The sequence below is a fragment of the Comamonas sp. wu1-DMT genome (assembly GCF_040187805.1).
GTDB lineage: Bacteria > Pseudomonadota > Gammaproteobacteria > Burkholderiales > Burkholderiaceae_C > Comamonas > Comamonas thiooxydans.
In genome coordinates, this window is record NZ_JBANEM010000009.1 from 83,085 (window position 1) to 100,531 (window position 17,447).

The 17,447-nt window shown below is 62.5% G+C and carries 14 protein-coding genes; 2 read left to right on the forward strand and 12 right to left on the reverse strand.

What is annotated here, in order from left to right; translation table 11 throughout:
• Positions 1-48 precede the first annotated feature (48 nt).
• The 4 genes from tcuB to V8Z78_RS14285 form a co-directional block, all read right to left on the reverse strand.
• On the reverse strand, positions 49-1,260 hold the full coding sequence (gene tcuB / locus V8Z78_RS14270) for a tricarballylate utilization 4Fe-4S protein TcuB (protein WP_314352541.1): 1,212 nt from the start codon (positions 1,258-1,260) through the stop codon (positions 49-51).
• Positions 1,261-1,415: 155 nt separating this feature from the next.
• Positions 1,416-2,861 (reverse strand): FAD-dependent tricarballylate dehydrogenase TcuA, encoded by a 1,446-nt coding sequence (gene tcuA / locus V8Z78_RS14275; protein WP_046460422.1) that lies wholly within the window; start codon positions 2,859-2,861, stop codon positions 1,416-1,418.
• A gap of 292 nt (positions 2,862-3,153) precedes the next feature.
• Positions 3,154-4,539, reverse strand: a complete 1,386-nt coding sequence (locus V8Z78_RS14280; RefSeq protein WP_046460423.1) for a GntP family permease — start codon at positions 4,537-4,539, stop codon at positions 3,154-3,156.
• Between the two features lie 312 nt (positions 4,540-4,851).
• Positions 4,852-5,790 carry a LysR family transcriptional regulator gene (locus V8Z78_RS14285; protein ID WP_057094063.1) on the reverse strand — a complete coding sequence of 313 codons (939 nt, stop codon included), beginning with the start codon at positions 5,788-5,790 and terminating at the stop codon, positions 4,852-4,854.
• Positions 5,791-5,843: 53 nt separating this feature from the next.
• Here V8Z78_RS14285 and mnmA point away from each other — a divergent pair, with 53 nt between their 5' ends.
• Complete coding sequence (gene mnmA / locus V8Z78_RS14290; RefSeq protein WP_349731580.1) at positions 5,844-6,974, forward strand: tRNA 2-thiouridine(34) synthase MnmA; 1,131 nt, start codon at positions 5,844-5,846, stop codon at positions 6,972-6,974.
• A gap of 14 nt (positions 6,975-6,988) precedes the next feature.
• Here mnmA and V8Z78_RS14295 read toward each other — a convergent pair whose 3' ends face one another.
• The 4 genes from V8Z78_RS14295 to V8Z78_RS14310 form a co-directional block, all read right to left on the reverse strand.
• Positions 6,989-8,185: a leucine-rich repeat domain-containing protein gene (locus V8Z78_RS14295; protein ID WP_349731581.1), complete on the reverse strand. Its 1,197-nt coding sequence runs from the start codon at positions 8,183-8,185 to the stop codon at positions 6,989-6,991.
• Positions 8,186-8,203: 18 nt separating this feature from the next.
• Positions 8,204-10,123 (reverse strand): sensor histidine kinase, encoded by a 1,920-nt coding sequence (locus V8Z78_RS14300; RefSeq protein WP_349731582.1) that lies wholly within the window; start codon positions 10,121-10,123, stop codon positions 8,204-8,206.
• 21 nt (positions 10,124-10,144) lie between these two features.
• Positions 10,145-10,837: a LuxR C-terminal-related transcriptional regulator gene (locus V8Z78_RS14305; protein WP_034347946.1), complete on the reverse strand. Its 693-nt coding sequence runs from the start codon at positions 10,835-10,837 to the stop codon at positions 10,145-10,147.
• Between the two features lie 61 nt (positions 10,838-10,898).
• Positions 10,899-11,117, reverse strand: coding sequence for a hypothetical protein (locus V8Z78_RS14310; protein WP_003066944.1), 219 nt, complete (start codon positions 11,115-11,117; stop codon positions 10,899-10,901).
• Between V8Z78_RS14310 and V8Z78_RS14315 the strand changes: the two genes are divergently transcribed.
• Entirely contained in the window at positions 11,116-11,808 is a 693-nt protein-coding gene (locus tag V8Z78_RS14315) for a TerC family protein (protein ID WP_003066946.1), read from the forward strand. The two genes, V8Z78_RS14310 and V8Z78_RS14315, sit on opposite strands and share 2 nt — an antisense overlap.
• 74 nt (positions 11,809-11,882) lie before the next feature.
• Here the strand turns inward: V8Z78_RS14315 and V8Z78_RS14320 are convergent, their stop codons facing one another.
• The 4 genes from V8Z78_RS14320 to V8Z78_RS14335 form a co-directional block, all read right to left on the reverse strand.
• Positions 11,883-12,308: a barstar family protein gene (locus tag V8Z78_RS14320; RefSeq protein WP_003072350.1), complete on the reverse strand. Its 426-nt coding sequence runs from the start codon at positions 12,306-12,308 to the stop codon at positions 11,883-11,885.
• A gap of 142 nt (positions 12,309-12,450) precedes the next feature.
• Entirely contained in the window at positions 12,451-12,870 is a 420-nt protein-coding gene (locus V8Z78_RS14325; RefSeq protein ID WP_003066953.1) for a guanyl-specific ribonuclease, read from the reverse strand.
• A gap of 207 nt (positions 12,871-13,077) precedes the next feature.
• Positions 13,078-14,568 (reverse strand): sodium/proline symporter PutP, encoded by a 1,491-nt coding sequence (putP, locus tag V8Z78_RS14330; RefSeq protein ID WP_502878850.1) that lies wholly within the window; start codon positions 14,566-14,568, stop codon positions 13,078-13,080.
• Between the two features lie 160 nt (positions 14,569-14,728).
• Positions 14,729-17,197: a penicillin-binding protein 1A gene (locus tag V8Z78_RS14335; protein WP_349731617.1), complete on the reverse strand. Its 2,469-nt coding sequence runs from the start codon at positions 17,195-17,197 to the stop codon at positions 14,729-14,731.
• Between the last annotated feature and the right edge of the window lie 250 nt (positions 17,198-17,447).

A 17,447-nucleotide genomic window follows, 5' to 3' on the forward strand; every position in this document is an offset into this window, starting at 1 on the left:
ATTTTTCTGAAAGCAGGCACGGCGGGCGCGCCTGTCATGGGGCTTCGCTCAATCAGCGCCCAGGCCGATGGGGCTGGGCTCGCGCTTTTCGGTGTTGTGGCGCAGCAGGGCAGCCGTGCGGAACACGCCGTGGGCAAACTTGCCGTAGGGCAGGGTGGCAAACAGCGCAATCACGGCGCCCAGGTGCAGGCACAGCAGCAGTGCCAGCGCCGGCGTGGCGCGGCCCAGCCATAGCGCGAGGCCGCTTGCGGCCACCAGGAACAGCAGGGCGATGAAGGCTAGGTCCATGGGCTTTTGCTTGGTGTCGCCATGCAGCGGATGGCGCGCGCGGTTCAGCATCCAGAGGCCGGCCGTGCCGATCATCAGGCTCACGCCGCCCAGGGCGCCCAGAATCTTGGGCAGGCTGGGCAGCTCGTAGGGAGCGGGCAGATCGAAGACATAGTGATAGACCGTGGCCAGACCAGTGGCTGCAAAGCACAGCATGAAGCCGTAGAAGGTCAGGTGGTGGAAGCGGCGACGCTTCAAGGTGTACTCGTCGTCCTCGTTGTGGCAGCCGTCGCCATGGCCGCCGTCCAGGTATTTCAGGCGCAGCACGTCGTGTGTGGCTTCGGCAGCGGCCGGGCCGCTGACATCCACATTGCTGGTGGCGGGCTTCACATCCTTCCAGAAGCGGCGCACGCCCATGGACAGCGCAAACACCACGAACAGGAACACCGGCGCAAAAATGCCGACCAGCAGATTGTGAGGGAACAGGTTGTAGAAGTTGTTGCCCAGATTGCCGTTCCACAGCTGGCCCAGACCGCCTTGCGCGGCCACGGCCAGCGCCAGGAACAGGAAGAGGCCGGCCACCAGTGCCAGGGACAGGGTCAGGCCGTTCTTCTGGTACAGCTTGCCCATGGCGGGCGGCCAGGCATAGTCGGCATAGGTCTGGCCGCGCACTTCGGCCATGGCCTTGGGAATGTTGATGCCGAATTCGTGCGGCGGTGCGTACTGGCAGGCGTGCAGGCAGGCGCCGCAGTTGTGGCAGAGATTTGCCAGGTAATGCACATCGGCCTTGCCGAACTCCAGACGGCGCGTCATGGCCGGGAACACGGCGCAGAAACCTTCGCAATAGCGGCAGGCATTGCAGATCTGCATCACGCGCGCCACCTCGTCCTCGGCAGCGGTTTCCGTTGGGGCGGGGAGGATGGGAATCACCTTACCGGTGGCCAGGGTCTGGGCTTCCTTGCCCAGTTCTTGCAGGGATTTCAGGGTTTGCATGTCAGTATCAATGATGTTGACCGTGATTCGCATCACTTGAAACTGGCGTGCTCCAAGTCAGAGACGCCGAGCAAGGGCCGCCCCGCAGCGAGGGCGTTGTCCCCCTCCCAAAGAGGGAGGGGGAAGCGGCGAAGCCGCTCAGGGGGTGTTTCATTTCAGTCCTTTACGGCGCCATGGATAGCGGGTTTGCCAGCAGCCGCCAGCGCGGCATTGCGCCCGGCAATGCGGCCAAAGGCTGTGCCGATCGACATGCCCACACCGGCCGTGTAGCCCTTGCCCAGCACATTGCCGGCCATCATCTCGCCGGCCACGAACAGGTTCTGGCTGGGCTGGTCCTTGAAGCGCACGGCGGAGGTGTCGTCCACCTTCAGGCCCAGATAGGTGAAGGTCACGCCGGGGCGCAGCGCATAGCCGTAGTAGGGGCCGGTGTCGAGCGGGCGCGCCCAGTGCGTCTTGGCCGGAGCCAGGCCTTCGGTGTGGCAGTCGTCCAGCGCGGTATGGTCGAAATGGCCGACCTTGCAGCTGCTGTTGTAGGCGTCGAGCGTGGTCATGAAGGTGTCCACGTCCAGACCCAGCTTCTGTGCCAGCTCGGGCAGGGAGTCGGCCTTCACGCCGGGGAACACCGGCGGCATGAAGCGGCCTATGGCCTTGCTGTCGATGATGGAGTAGGCCGTCTGGCCGGGCTGCTGGGCTACCAGACGGCCCCAGATCGCATAGCGCTTGGGCCAGAAGTCCTCGCCCTCGTCATAGAAGCGCTGGGCATCGCGGTTCACCACCACGCCCAGCGAGACGCAGTCGATGCGCGTGCAGATGCCGCCGTCGTACAGCGGAGCGCGGGCATCGATGGCCACCATGTGAGCTTGGGTGGGATCGCCCAGGCCGTCGGCCTGCTGCTCTTGCAGCATATGCTTGAGCAGCACGCCCTGGTTGAAGGCCGTGCCGCGGATGATGAAGTTGTCAGCTGGCCATTCGCCGCGCTCGTTCTGGCCCCAGGCCTCACGCAGCCATTCGCGGTTGGACTCGAAGCCGCCCGCCGCCAGCACGCAGCTTTTGGCCGTGATGCGCTGGCGCCCATCCTTGGTTTTGACCCATGCGGCCTGGAACCGGCCGTTCTCGATTTCGAGCTTGTCCACGGGCGACTCGTAGCGGATTTCCACGCCCAGCTTTTCGGCGCTGCGGAAATAGGCATTCACCAGCGCCTTGCCGCCGCCCATGAAGAAGGCATTGGTGCGCGCCACATGCAGCGCGCCCGACAGCGGCGGCTGGAAGTGCACGCCATGCCTGCGCATCCAGTTGCGGCAGGTCGAGGAGGCCCGGATCACCATGCGCGCCAGATGCTCGTTGGTGATGCCGCCCGTGACCTTGAGCAAGTCCTGCCAGTACTCTTCTTCGGGATAGGCCTCGACCAGCACGTCCTGGGGAGCGTCGTGCATGCAGCGCAGATTGCGGGTGTGGCCGGAGTTGCCGCCACGCCATTCGCGCGGTGCAGATTCAAGCAGCAGCACGCGGGCACCTGCTTCGCGCGCCATCAGCGCGGCGCACAGGGCGGCATTGCCACCACCGATGACGAGTACATCGGTGTCAAAGGCTTCAGTTTTCATGATGGGCTGCCACGGGCGGTGCCTGCAGCGGTTCAACGTGGGGAAATGTCCTCTGTCATTTCCGCTGCCGGAGCGCGGTTGACAGGGTTAGATTGGAGTTGAACGTCACTGTAGTGAGCACCGCCTCACCCGTGCAGCGGGGCTAGGGGATGGGGGTATCACCAATCGTGATGGATTGGTTCTGCCGCAGGCCGAAGGCGGCGTGATGCGGCCTTGTGTCACGGCTTGCAGCCCCGGAGGAAGGCGCCAGGGCCGCTGCGCTGCAGCCCCGGTGTGGCCTAGACGGCCGGCTTCAATGCACGGTGACGAGCGCGTTGAAGAGCAGCACCATGATCAGGCCCACCACGGCCACGATGGACTGCACGACCGAGATGGTCTTGGTGGCTTCGCCCATGGTCATGCCGAAGGACTCCTTGACCATCCAGAAACCGGCATGGTTGGCATAGTTGAAGAACAGCGAGCCGCAGCCGATGGACAGGGCCAGCAGAGGCAGGTTCAGGCTGGGGTCGGCCCCCGCCAGCGGCGCCAGCAGGCCGGCAGCGCCCACGATGCCCACGGTGGCCGAGCCGGTGGAGACGGACAGCAGCATGGCGATCAGCCAGCCCAGGATCAGCGGCGGGAAGGCGAACTGCTGGGTCAGATGGACGATGGCATCACCGACCTTGGCGCTGGTCAGCATCTGCTGGAAGGCGCCGCCACCGGCAATGATCATGATGATGGAGGCAATCGGCTTGAGGCTCTTGCCCAGCGCGTCGCGCAGCTTTTCGGTATCGCCGCCACGGGCCATCACCAGGGCCACGATGGCGAACAGCACGCCCAGCAGCATGGCGATCAGGGGATTGCCCAGAAAGCTGGCCACATGCATGGCTGCCGCATCCTTGGGCAGCAGCATCTCGGCAACAGCGTGGATCAGCATCAGAATGGCGGGCAGCAGGGCCGCCAGCACGCCCAGGGCGATGCTGGGCTGCTGGTCGGCAGTGGCTTTCTCGGTGATGGTGAACTGGTCCAGCAAGGCCTGGTCGGGCTTGGTGCTCATGCGCGGGGCGATGAAGGCGCCATACAGCGGGCCGCCGAGAACCATGGCCGGAATGGCGGCCAGAAAGCCGTACAGCATGGTCGGGCCGACCGTGGTCTTGAGGGTGGCGATGGCGGTCAGTGGGCCGGGATGGGGCGGAACCATGCCGTGCATGGCCGCCAGTGCCGAGATCACGGGCACGCCGACGTAGACATAGGCCGAGCCCTTGAAACGGGCCTGGCTTTCCAGCTTGCGCGCCACGCTGAAGATCAGCGGCAGCATGACCACCAGGCCGACCTCGAAGAACATGGGGATGCCGACGATGAAGGCCACCAGGGTCATGGCCCAGGGGATCATGCGATCGGAGGAGTGCCTGAGAATGGCTTCGGCGATCTGCTCGGTGATGCCTGCATCGGCCAGGATCTTGCCCAGCATGGCGCCCAGCGCGATCACGACGCCCACGGCGCCCAGCGTTTTGCCCGCGCCGTTGGTCAGCTGCTTGACGATGGTTTCCGGATCCATGCCGGTGGCAAAGCCGACGCCGACCGAGACGATGAGCAGGGCCAGCAGCGGGTGCAGCTTGATGCGTGAAACGATCAAGGCGACCAGCACCAGCACGCTGACCAGGGCGGTCAGCAGCAACTGAATATCGAGAGATGTCATAAATGAACCTTGGTTTTGGCTGGCTGTCCTGAAGCGCACTTCACATCCAGCACGAGGCAAGGCTCATATTAAAAAAGCGCACTCGCACCCGCTGTAGGCTGGCGCCGTCGGCGTGGTGCAAGATGGATGTCGAGATGCTGCCCAGGGGGCGCAACAGCAATGTTGTAATGAAGATCTAGGTTTGCCATGAGGTATGAGCTTCACATGACAACAAAGTTGCTGTGGAAATTACGTAAGGCCTGAGCCTTGATTTTCCGGCGTCGCCCATGGTCAGCCAGCTTCGCATTCATCCTCTGCCTGGAAGGCGGGGGCTCAATCCGTCAGCGATGCTCCCCGCCAGACTCCGGAATGCACCAGTTGCCTGGCGCAGTCCGTCAGCACCACACGTGCCGCCAGGGCAGCGGGCGAGAGCTCGTCGTCGGACAGGCTGCACAGCGCGGCCTTGCGCCGCACCGAGTCATCGGCGATCTGCGACCACTGAAAACGCTCGGCAGCATCACGGTACATGCCCACGGCTGACCAGGGCTGGACCGTGGCGCCCATGCCGGCATCGACCGCTTCCATCAGCAGGGTGAGCGAGTCGATCTCCATGGCCATCTGCGACTGAAAGCCGGCACTGGTGAACGAAGCCATGATGGAGCTGCGCAGGCCGTGGCTGCCCGAGGGCAGGATCAGCGGCACCTGCTGCAGCTGCTCCAGGCTGATGGGCACTTCATGCTGAATCTGCGGCGCCACCGGTTGCTGGCGCGACTGGATCAGAAACAGTTGCTCTTCCAGCAGCGGCATCACGCTCCATCGTCTGGCGCTCTGAGTATCGAAAAGGATGGCCAGATCCAGCTGTCTGGCGTTGAGAAGACTCGTCAGATGCCCCGAGAGGGCTGACACCATGTGCAGACGCACCTCGGGGTAGCGCTCGCGCATGGCACGCATCAGCGGCAGGCCCAGCACATTGGCAATCGTGGGGGACAGGCCCATGCTGACGGCACCCGACAGCCGGGCCTGCTGGGCTGCGTGAATGGCCTGCTGGGCATGGCGCAGGGTCAGCTGGGCCTGGTGGAAAAAAGCCTGGCCGGCCTCGGTGGGGATGACTCCGCGTGGTGTGCGCTGCAGCAGCCGGGTCGAGAGTTCCGACTCCAGGCGGCTGATCTGCTGGCTCAGCGCCGACTGCACCATGTCCAGATCCAGCGCTGCCCGGCTCATGGAGCCCAGTTCAACAATTCGTACAAAGTAGCGCAGCTGGCGCAGTTCCATGGCAAATCCTCACGCCCGCAGCAGTTGACGGGCGCTGGGATAATCGCATACCTATGAGCAACAAGCAGCGTGTCGTGGTGGGTTTGTCGGGCGGTGTGGATTCCGCCGTCACCGCCTATCTTCTCAAAAAGCAGGGCCACGAGGTCGTCGGCATCTTCATGAAGAACTGGGAAGATGACGACGACAGCGAGTACTGCTCGTCGAATATCGACTTTGTCGATGCGGCGGCCGTGGCCGACGTGATCGGCATCGAGATCGAGCATGTGAACTTTGCCGCAGACTACAAGGACCGCGTGTTTGCCGAGTTCCTGCGCGAGTACCAGGCCGGTCGCACGCCCAATCCGGACGTGCTGTGCAATGCGGAGATCAAGTTCAAGGCCTTTCTGGACCACGCCATGCGCCTGGGAGCAGAAAAGATCGCCACCGGCCACTATGCACGCGTGCGCCAGAATCCGTCTACCCAGCTGTTCGAGCTGCTCAAGGGCCTGGACAACACCAAGGACCAGAGCTATTTCCTGCACCGCCTGAACCAGGCCCAGCTGTCCAAGGCCATGTTCCCCGTGGGCGAGCTGCACAAGACCGAGGTGCGTCGCATTGCCGAAGAGATCGGCCTGCCCAATGCCAGGAAGAAGGACTCGACGGGCATCTGCTTCATCGGAGAGCGCCCTTTCCGCGACTTCCTGAACCGCTATATCAGCAAGGAGCCGGGTCTCATCCTGGACGACCGCAACCGCAAGCTGGGCAAGCATGTGGGTCTGTCCTTCTACACGCTGGGCCAGCGTTCGGGTCTGGGCATTGGCGGCGTCAAGGAAAAGGGCGCTGCCCGTGGTGCGGGCGACCATGCGCCCTGGTTCGTGGCACGCAAGGAAATGGACAAGAATATTCTGCGCGTGGTACAGGGCCATGACCATCCGCTGCTTCAGTCGCATGCCCTGCTGGCCGATCAGGTCAGCTGGGTGGCGGGCCAAGCTCCGGCCGAGGGCAAGGCCTACGGCTCCAAGACCCGCTACCGTCAGCCCGATTCGCCTGCGCTGATTTCCCAGGCCACGGAGGCCGGCTTCCGTCTGGACTTTCCCGAAGCGCAATGGGCTGTCACCCCTGGTCAGTCCGCCGTGCTCTATGACGGCGATGTCTGCCTGGGAGGCGGCATCATTGCGCAGGTCGATCCTGCGGCCGCTCGGTAATCGATAGGTAGGCGCTAGTAGTCGCGGTTTTCATCAAACCACTGCTGGGCCTGCTCATCCGTCAGCTTCAGTGACAGCGCCGCAGGCAGTTGTGCCAGTTGCTGCACGGCCAGCCCCAGGTCTTCACGTTCGCTGGTTTCAATGCCTTTGACTGTGTTGAAGCGGGCGGTAAAGGCTGTCAGTGCAGCTTGCACTTGGCCAAGGTTGCTGGCTGTGCCAATTTCTTGTTCAGCCAGCTCATAGGCTGCATGCGCAATCCTGGCACGGGCTGTGGGCCAGCCCGCAAATGGCCGCCCATATTCCTTGGCCCACCATTCGGGCTTGCGCAACTGGCTGACGGATGTGTAGTCAGCCCAGGGTCGAGCCTTGGCCCGGTCCTTGAGTTGCTGGCGCAGGTGTTTGCCAGTGGCTTCTTCCACGTTGTAGGCGATGAAGAAGTCCAGCTCCGGCCAGGTCGGCAGCGCAGGCAGTCCCGACAGATGGCGCATAAAACGCAGTGATAGCGCCTTGAGCTGCGTACATGATGAAAGCTGAGCCAAATCGCTGTGGTTACCCCACAGGGAAAGCGATTCCAGCTTCGAAAACTGCAGCAGGTTTTGCAGCGAAATGGGTTGCTTTCCCGCTCCATTGCGCAGCTCCAGCGTGGCGACCTGTTTCAGGCTGCCCATGTCGGGCAGCTGAAAGGCTTCATCGGCCGGGTTCTTGCTGGTGGCCGGGCTCAAACTCAGGCTTTCAGGCAGGCCTGCGGTGACGGTGATTTGCTCCAGATTGCCCTGCAGATGAAGGCGCATGCCCTGCTGCGGCAGCTTCAGGTGGATGTGGCCCTGATTGCCCGCTTGCAGATGAATGCTCAGTTCGCGAATCTGTGACTGGCTGGCGTCGATATGTACATCTTGCTGTAGCTGTGGGTACCAGCTGAAGTTTTCGATAGTACGCAACTGCGCCCATGTGAAGAAGCCGCTGTCATTGCCCGTGTAGTAGAAGCTGCGTGGCCAGGGCGAGCCGGCGGGCGTGGCAAAGGGGTCAAAGCAGGACCAGAGCACGCAGGCGTCGACAGGCAGCCACAGGTCCGCTGTTTTCAACAGCGTCCTGGGGCCAAGGGTCAGGCTGCCCTGGCCGGGGCTGGTTTTGAGCCTGTGCGGCGCGTCAGGCGTCAGCTCAAGGGTGAAGACGCCGTCTTCATGCGGTGTTCCGTCGATAAGCAGGGGCATGCAGAAAGCTTAGCGCAGTTACCAGATGCTCTGGGGAGACGGCACGGCGCTCTGTACTTCGGTGTGACGTTGCACCTTGCCGAACAGCGGCAGGCTGGCTCGCAGCTCGGTGCGGCCGGGGCTGGACTGTATGACCAGAGTGCCTTGCAGGCGCTCCAGTCGCGCCAGCATGCTGCGCATGCCCACGCCCATGCTGTTGATCTGTGTGCTATCCAAATCAAAGCCTGTGCCGTTGTCCTCGATCTGCAGCTGCAACTCCCTGGCGTCGGGAATCTCCAGCCGAACCTGGACCTGGCTGGCGCGGCTGTGCTTGATGACATTGGTCAATGCCTCTTCCAGCACGCGGGTCAGCGTCAGGCACTGAATGGGGCTGGGCGCGTGAGTCCAGTATTCGGGCAGACACCACTTCACCTGAATGTCCAGCTCCTCGAACAGCCGTGCAAAGCGGTGGCGCAGCGGAGCAAGCCACTGCATGGGTGTCTCGGGAACCTGGATGGCGGTGCTGGTGCCGGTGTCAATCATCTGACGCAGGTCGTCACGCATGAGCTTGAGCATGGACAACACCTGGGCATTGGGCAAAGGGGCGCTGCTCTGCTCGACCAGTGCAATGGAGCGCACCAGAGAGCCGCCCAGACCGTCGTGCAGATCCTGGGAAATGCGCAGACGTTCCTGCAGGCGGGAGTGGCTCAGAGCCAGATGGTGTTCCCTCTCCAGGGTCTGGCTCAGGTCGTCGCAGGCCTGTGTGACGGTGAGACTGAGTTCGTGGTTGAAGTGCTCGATGCGGCGCATATTCAACACGACCTGCCGCCCCAGCAACCACGCGATCACCAGCATGCTCAGCAAGGTGGTGTAGGGAGTCAGCGTCAGATTGTGATCCAGGGTCTTGGTCAGCAGCAGCAGATCGTGCACGCCGATGGCCAGGTAAAGCACGAAGCAGAGGCTGAAAGCGATGTGGGCTGGCGTGCGTGTCTGCAGCGCGCGCAGTGGAAACAGCAGGCACACCAGAGCGCAAAGACAGAACATCAGCAGCCAGACGGCCCGGCTCAGCGCTATCTGTGCATCGGGCACAGACAGTGCAAATACGGCACAGAGGCTGCATATGCCGGCCAGCGTACGTTCCAGACGCATGAGGCGTAATTCCGCAAAGCGCAGCGTAAAAATGCAGAAAGTGTAGGTAAAGGCAATGAAAACCAGCAAATTGCCCTTGGCAAAGGCCGGCGTACTGCTGAAGGGCCAGGGATCAGTCATGACCATAAAGCAGAGCATCAGTGCCCAGCACATCAGATTGAGTGCGTACCAGCCATAGAGTTTTTGATTGCGGTTGTGGAGCCAGGCAAACGAAAACAGCAGACATAGCACCAGGCTGACCGTGATGCAGACCATATAAATGGTGCGCAGGTTCCAGGTGGCCTGCGCCGTCCATTGCTTGAGCTCGGCTGGATGGCCTATGCGCAGCCGCCCCAGGCCTGGCGTCTGGCTGCTGAGCCCGTGGACGCGCACCCAGATGCTGTTGCCCTGCTCCTTGAGCAGCGCCTTGGGCAGCAGCCAGTAGCGTGGCATATTCCAGCTGCGGCTCAGCGGCTCCACCAGCGACTGATCGCGCCAGATCAGTTCTGAATTCACGAACACCTCGCCCGCCATCACGATATTGACGACGGCCAGCGCCACGGGCTGATCGCGCCCGCAGGGGCTCTCCCAATCGATGCGGTACCAGGCTGCACCGTCATAGCCGGGCCAGCGTTGACTCCAGTCATCCAGCCCCGGCACATCCACCCATTGCAGCAAGGCCGCATCGGGTGGAGGCCCCTCGGGCATTGCCTTGGCCGATTGGCGGGCCACAATGCGCGGTTCACAGAGCAGGTCCTGAGGCCTGAGCTCCTGTGCCCAGACCACGCCGCAATTCCAGCCCATGACGAGCGCAAATATCAGGCGGAGCATGAGAGCCGACCGCTTGAACATTCAGCTCAGCAAACCGCGTGCCCGGGCCTCGCTGACCGCCTTGGTGCGCGAAGGCACGGCCAGCTTGCGGTAAATATTCTTCACATGGCATTCCACGGTGTAGCGCGAGAGAAAGAGCGACTCTGCGATCTCCCGGTTGGTCATGCCGTCTGCGACCAGCTTGAGGATCTGGATTTCGCGGGCGCTGAGTATGGCTTCGGGCGGCATCTCCTTGTGTGCTTCCGTGGGCTGGGAAGGCTGCAACTCGGCAATGATGCGCCGTGCAATGAAAGGGTCGATGGGGGCGCCACCGCGCAGCACACTGCGTATGGACAGGGTGACCTCCAGGTCGTCGCGCTCCTTGAGCACATAGCCGTTGGCCCCGGCACGCAGCGCCGACAGAATGGCATCCTCGGTGCTCCAGGCGGAGATGACCAGAATTCCCATGCCGGGATCGGCGGCGCGCAACTGGCTGATCAGCTCTATGCCGCTGCCGTCGGGCAAGCCCAGGTCCACCAGTGCCATGGCGACCGGATGCTCCGCCAGCCGGGCGCGTGCCTGCCCCAGGGTTGCAGCAAAGATGAGAGCATCATCCGCATATCCGAGGCCATGCAAAATGCTTTCCAGCCGATTGCGGATCAACGGCTCATCCTCCACCACGATCAAGGGGCTGGGGAGAATGGACTCTGTAGGGAGGGAAAAAGTCTCTGCCATATTGTGTGAGGTGCCGCTGGTTTTCGTATCCCACTGTTACCGAGATCAAGTCGCTTGGCTATCACTGAAAACTGGTAATTTGAGGTGCCTGCGGAGTCTGTCCCAAAACGAAAGCGAACTCCGTGGCCCGCAATTCCCATGACGTCAGAAGCAATACGCCGATAGCGGCTCCAAGAGGCAGTTGGCTAAACTTCCCTGCATTGATCACGCCTGGCTTTGCAATGCCGGGCGTTTGTCCGTTCAAGGTGCAACGGACAGAGAACTCAGGAATATTTTCCATGGATGCCATGCTCGGTGCCGATTTCTGGATCGGCTTGTTCAAGATCGTCTGGATCAACATCATTCTCTCGGGTGACAACGCGGTGGTCATCGCTCTGGCCGCACGTGGCCTGCCGCCGCAGCAGCAGAAAAAAGCGGTGCTGCTCGGCTCCGGTGCCGCCGTGGTGTTGCGTATTGCCTTGACGGTGGTGGCAGCCAAGCTGATGCAGCTGCCATTCGTCGAGGTGATCGGTGGCCTGTTGCTGCTGTGGATTGGCGTGGGCCTGCTCAAGGGCGAAGATGAAGAAGAGGATTCCGGCAGCGTGGCCAGGCAGGGCATGATGGCTGCCGTTCGCACCATTTTGCTCGCCGATCTGGTCATGAGTCTGGACAATGTGATCGCCGTGGCTGCTGCAGCAGGCGGCGATATGCTGCTGCTGATTCTGGGCCTGGCCATCAGCATTCCGCTGGTCATCTTTGGCTCCACGCTGATGATCAAGCTGATGGAGCGTTTTCCGGTCATCGTCACTTTGGGCGCGGCACTGATTGGCTGGGTGGCCGGCGAAACCATCACCAGCGACCATATGCTCGAAGGTTTTGTACGGATCAATCCCTGGGCGCATTACGCAGCGGCCGCTTGCGGCGCCGTGCTGGTGATTGCAATGGGCAAGTGGATGCAGCTCAAGGCCGCCGCTCAGGGCGGCACAGCCTGAGCCTTTGGTTCTGAAAGCAAAAACGCCCGCATTCAAGGCGGGCATTTGGTGTCGTGTGCGCCGCAGCAGCCGACCTATAGGAATGAGTAAAAGCAGCGGAAGGGAATCTTGCGCTCTGCCCAGAAGTCCGCAGTATCGCGGAACACGTCCAGCAACTGCTCGCGCACTTCCTTGTCGAACTTGGGAGTGGTCGGAATCTGGTCGAGCACCACCACAAAACCGGGTTGCGGGCCGGATTTGTTGATCGGGTCGGTCATGCAGTCATACAGCGCATCCCAGTTCTTGCCAAAGTGTGCCGGCAGGTAGAACTGGGTGGACAGCAGCTCGAAAACATCGGCCTTGGTCTGGGCATGGGCCAGATTGGCATAAAGGAAATGGGAGCCCAGCGCCTCTGCTGCTGCCTGAAGATCAGGAATGCGATAGGCGCGAATGGATTGCACGATGTTCGGGCGAACATTGCGCAACGGTGTTTCCGAGGGCTTACGAAGTGGCGTGTCCATCTCCGTGATTCTTTCTAAAAACATCAAAACTGGTGGCAGAGTCGGTACTGACAGCGCTGTAGGCTGTCTGCGCAAACCGCCGCTGCGGAATTCAAGAGGTCAAAAGCCGCTGTGTGGCGGGCCTGGAGGGCGTCTTTTAACTTCATTGGACGATTTGCTGAAAGCTGTTGTAGTGGTCGCCCGTGTAGAAGCAGGCATCGGGCACCTGGGGCTGCAAGCCGCCACAGACTATGCGTCGCGCACCCCGGTTTTTCGCGCCTGGCGTGCGCACGGTGTATTCGCGGTAATAGCCTCTGGCTTGGCGCGGAAGTATGCGCTCACGGTTTCCGAATACCGTGCCGTCCTTGTCGCTGGAGAACGGACCGCCCTGGAGTATGCGGCCATAGGTGGTGCGGCCTTCGCGCGGCAGTTCGGCCAGGCTCACGGTCTCAAAGCCGGGAACGGTGGCACCGACTTCCGGCGCTTTGCGCGCCAAAGCCGCAGGGGATGCCAGCGCAAAAGCGGCACCCAGCATCAACGCTAAACCCGTCTGATATACCTTGGCTGCAGCGGCCTTGAGCATTCACTAAACCTTTCAGAATCTCAGGTAATGCCTGAAATTTCGACCCGTAAGTGTGACGGATAGGCCCTGAAAATGCAAGTTGCGCCTATTTTTTGTGCACTCTGCGAGAGGCCGCTCACGGCCCCTAGAGGTTGCGTCCTGATCGCCTTGGCGACAAAAAAGCCCTGCCAGCAGTGCCGTACAGGGCTTTCTCGGAGGCCAAAGTGCTTATTCGCCGTGGGCAGCGATTTCAGCCTCCACCTCGCGGTGCTTGGCCGTGATCGTGGCCGAAGGCTCTTTGTCCAGCAGGCTGACCACTATGATTGCGATAGCGGAAAACGCAAATCCGGGAACGATCTCATAGAGCTTGAACCACTGGTAATGCTGCCAGACCAGAACCGTGACCGCGCCCACGACCATGCCGGCCAGCGCGCCGTTGCGTGTCATGCGGGCCCAGAGCAGCGAGATCAGCACCAGCGGGCCGAAGGCGGCGCCGAAGCCGGCCCAGGCATTGCTGACCATGCCCAGCACCTTGGCCTGGGGGTCCTGCGCAATCAGGATGGCGATCACGGCAATCGCGAACACCATGGCACGGCCGAACCAGACCAGCTGCTTCTGGCTGGCGTTCCTGTGCAAAAAGGTCTTGTAGATATCCTGCGTGAGGGCGCTGGAGCAGACCAGCAATTGGCAGGACAGGGTACTCATCACGGCCGCCAGCACGGCGGCCAGCAGCACACCGCTGATCCAGGGGTTGAACAGCAGCTTGGCGACTTCCAGGAACACGAGTTCATGGTTGCCGTTGACGTTTGTCGCAATATCGGGGCGGCTGGCAAAGAAGGCAATGCCGAAGAAGCCCACGGCCACGGCGCCTCCCAGGCACAGCATCATCCAGCTCATGCCGATGCGGCGCGCGTTGGGAATGGTCTTGATCGACTCGGCCGCCATGAAGCGCACCAGAATGTGAGGCTGGCCGAAGTAGCCCAGACCCCAGGCCAGCAGGGAGACGATGGCGATCGCTCCCTGGCCCTGGAACATGTCGAAGGCACCGCTGCGCGCAGTTTCGATGATGGCCGCGCTGGCGCCCACGCCGCCGTCGGCATAGATGACCATCAGCGGCGCGAGGATCAGTGCGGTGATCATCAGCGAGGCCTGGATGGTGTCGGTCCAGCTCACGGCCAGAAAGCCGCCGATGAACACATAGGCCATGGTGGCCACGGCACCCACCCACAGGGCTGTCTGGTAGTCCATGCCGAACATGGACTCGAACAGTCGGGCGCCCGCGACCACGCCGGAGGCACAGTAGACGGTGAAGAACACCAGAATCACCAGCGCCGTGACGATGCGAAGCAGGCTGCTGCCATCCTCGAAGCGGTTGGTGAAGTAGTCGGGCAGGGTCAGCGCATTGCCCACCTTCTCGGTATAGACGCGCAGGCGTGCCGCCACAAAGCGCCAGTTGAGCCAGGCACCGACGCACAGGCCGATGGCAATCCACGAGGCCGACAGGCCGGTGGCAAATACCGCGCCGGGCAGGCCCATGAGCAGCCAGCCGCTCATGTCCGAGGCTCCGGCCGACAGCGCCGTGACCACCGAGCCCAGACTGCGCCCGCCCAGGATGTAGTCGGACAGGTTGGACGTGGCTTTGTATCCCACCCAACCTATGAGCAGCATGCCCAGCAGGTAGATGGCAAAGGTGACTATGGTTGGTGTATTGGCGGTCATGTCGGCTCCGGATCGGCGCAGCGCCATCGGCATGTGGGTTTCATGCCCGGCGAAAACAAATCCGCCAGCGGCCTCCTGGTGGGAGACCTGCTGGCGGGTATCGATCTGCAATTGGACCAGTTATTCGACAGCCCAGTCGGGCATGTGGCTGAAAACCGCGCTACTGGCTGTCCTGCGGCGCATTCAGTGGCGCGGCAGGCGGCAGTGGTGTGCCTATATCGCTCCAGCTTGAAGGCGCGGGGGGTCTGGCCGGTGCCGGCATCATCTCGCCGGGAGCCAGTCCGGGGCTGCTGTCAAGGTCAGGCGGCTGGGCGTTGCTGTCGGCTGGCGCGGGCTGGCTCATAGCCGAAGGCGGCGCAGCGGGCGTGCTCTCGATGATGTCGACCTCGCTGCCATTGCTCCTGTTGGGTGCTGGATGGGCGGGAGCCGTCGGCGCTGTGCGATCGGGATCGTTGCCCTCATCTGCGGGCCCGCTCCATTCCTGAACCTTGTCGCGCAGACGCCCCACCAGATCGCTCCACCAGTGGCTGGTGTTGGGCTCGGTGAACCGGGCCTTGGCATTGAGCAGCGGGCTGCGCATGGCGCGCGACATGAAGTCGCCCACCATGGGCAGGGCGCTGCGCGAACCCTGGCCCCATTGGTCGCTCTTGAGCGTGATGCGCGCATCGTTGAAGCCTGCCCAGGCGCCGGCCACTATCTGTGGGTGCATGAGGATGAACCAGCCGTCGGCATTGCCCTGGGTGGTGCCGGTCTTGCCGGCCACATCGGCGCGAATGCCGTATTGCTTGCGAATCGCGCGGCCCGTGCCCTTGTCGATCACGGCGCGCATCATCTCCAGCAGACCGTAGTTTTCTTCCTCGTCCCAGACCTGATCGGGTTTGGGCGGGGTGAATTCGGCCAGCAGCTCGCCGTCGGCATTCTCGATACGGGTGACCAACTGGGGCGGAATATAGCGGCCGGAGTTGGCGATGCTGCCGTAGGCGTTGACCATTTCCAGCAGCGTGACGGGGCTGGAGCCCAGCGCCAGCGAAGGCACGGGCTCCAGCGGGCTCTGGCGCACGCCCAGGCCGCGGGCCAGCTTGATGACGCGGTCCATGCCCACTTCCTGGCCCAGCTCGGCCGTGATGGTGTTCTTGGAATAGGCCAGCGCATCGGCGAGCTTCATGGGCACGCCCGTGGGCTCGACGGCGTCGCTGGGACGCCATACCTCGCCGCCGGGCAGCTGGATTTCCACGGCTTCGTCCTTGCGTGTGTCCTCGGGCCTGGCGCCACGCTGCAGAGCTGCGCCATAGACAAAGGGCTTGAAGGTGGAGCCGGGCTGACGGCGCGCCTGGGCCACATGGTCGAACGCATCCTGTGCGTAGTCGCGGCTGCCCACCCAGGCCAGCACGGCCGAGGTACGCGGATCTATGGCCAGAAAGCCGGCCTGCACGCGGGTCTTGTCCTCGCGCAGCTGCCTCATGAAGGTCTTGTCGGCCAGCAGCTTCTTGAGCGCCTCTTCTTCGCTGATATCGGAAGGCCTGCCGCTTCTGGCAAGCCTGCGAAAGGCCTCCGTCTCGCGCACCAGCTGCAGTACCAGCGCGTTCTCGGCGCTCCAGCCGTCCCGGTGGCCCCAGTTGTTGTTGGCAATGCCCTGCAGCGTTTGCATCTGGCGGTTCACGGCTTGCTGCGCCCAGTTCTGCAGGCGCGAGTCCAGCGTGGTGCGGACGATCAGGCCGTCCGTATAGATGTTGTAGTCGTGTTTGTCGGCCCAGGCGATCAGCCATTTGCGCAATTGCTGGGAAAAATGCGGCGCCATGCCCGTGGGCTCCTCCTGGCGCTCGAAGTCCAGACGCATGGGGCGTTTCCTGAGGCGCTCGAACTCATCGTCCTTGAGCTCGCCGCGCTTGACCATCTGGCTCAGCACGGTGTTGCGCCGGGCAATCGCGCGGTCGGGGTTGATCACCGGGTTGTAATAGGCATTGCCCTTGAGCATGCCCACCAGCGTGGCGCTTTCCAGCACCGTGAGCCTGGCGGCCGGTTTGTCGAAATAGGTGCGCGCAGCCATCTCTATGCCATAGGCGTTGTAGAGAAAGGGCACGGTGTTCAGATAGGTCTCGAGAATCTCGTCCTTGGTGTAGAGCGCTTCGATCTTGAAGGCCGTGATCGCCTCCTTGAGCTTGCGGTTCACATTGCGTGCACGGCCGATTTCCGTGGGATAGAGATTGCGCGCCAGCTGCTGGGTGATGGTGGAGCCGCCCTGGGGATTGCCGCCAAGGGTGTGGATGACCGACCCCACGGTGCGCGTGAAGTCCATGCCATGGTGCTCGTAGAAACGATGGTCTTCGGTGGCCACGAGGGCCTTGACCACGGCGGGCGAAATCTGCTCCAGCGGCACCCACTGGCGGTTGCTGCGCTTGAACTCGCCGATCAGCTTGCCGTCGGCGCTCAGGATCTGCGCCGGCTGCTCGAGCTTGGCCTTGCGGATGTCGCTGATGCTGGGCGTGAACGGAATCAGCAGCAGCACATAGACGACAAACAGCACCGGCAAGGCCGCGGCAAACCACAGCCATTCACGCCGCGTCGGCCAGCGACGCCACCAGGGCAGGGCTGCAATGCGCTGGCCCAGAGTGCTGGCGCGAGCGCGCATCCACAAAGCTGTGGCCTGAGCTACCCATTTTTCTTTCAATTCGTTCAAGGACAAACGCACGTTGCAAGGCAGCCCGCCAAGGGCCGCAAGAAGGCAAGACTGCGAAGAATGCCCAAAAAACAGGCGCTCTGCTTGCGGGGATAGTTTTTTCTATGGTCGCAGCCCCGGTATTGTCTCCGTGGCGTGGCTGCGCGGGCTTGTTTCCAATGGTGAGATGTTTTGCCGACTGCCTTAAGCTTGGGGCTTCACT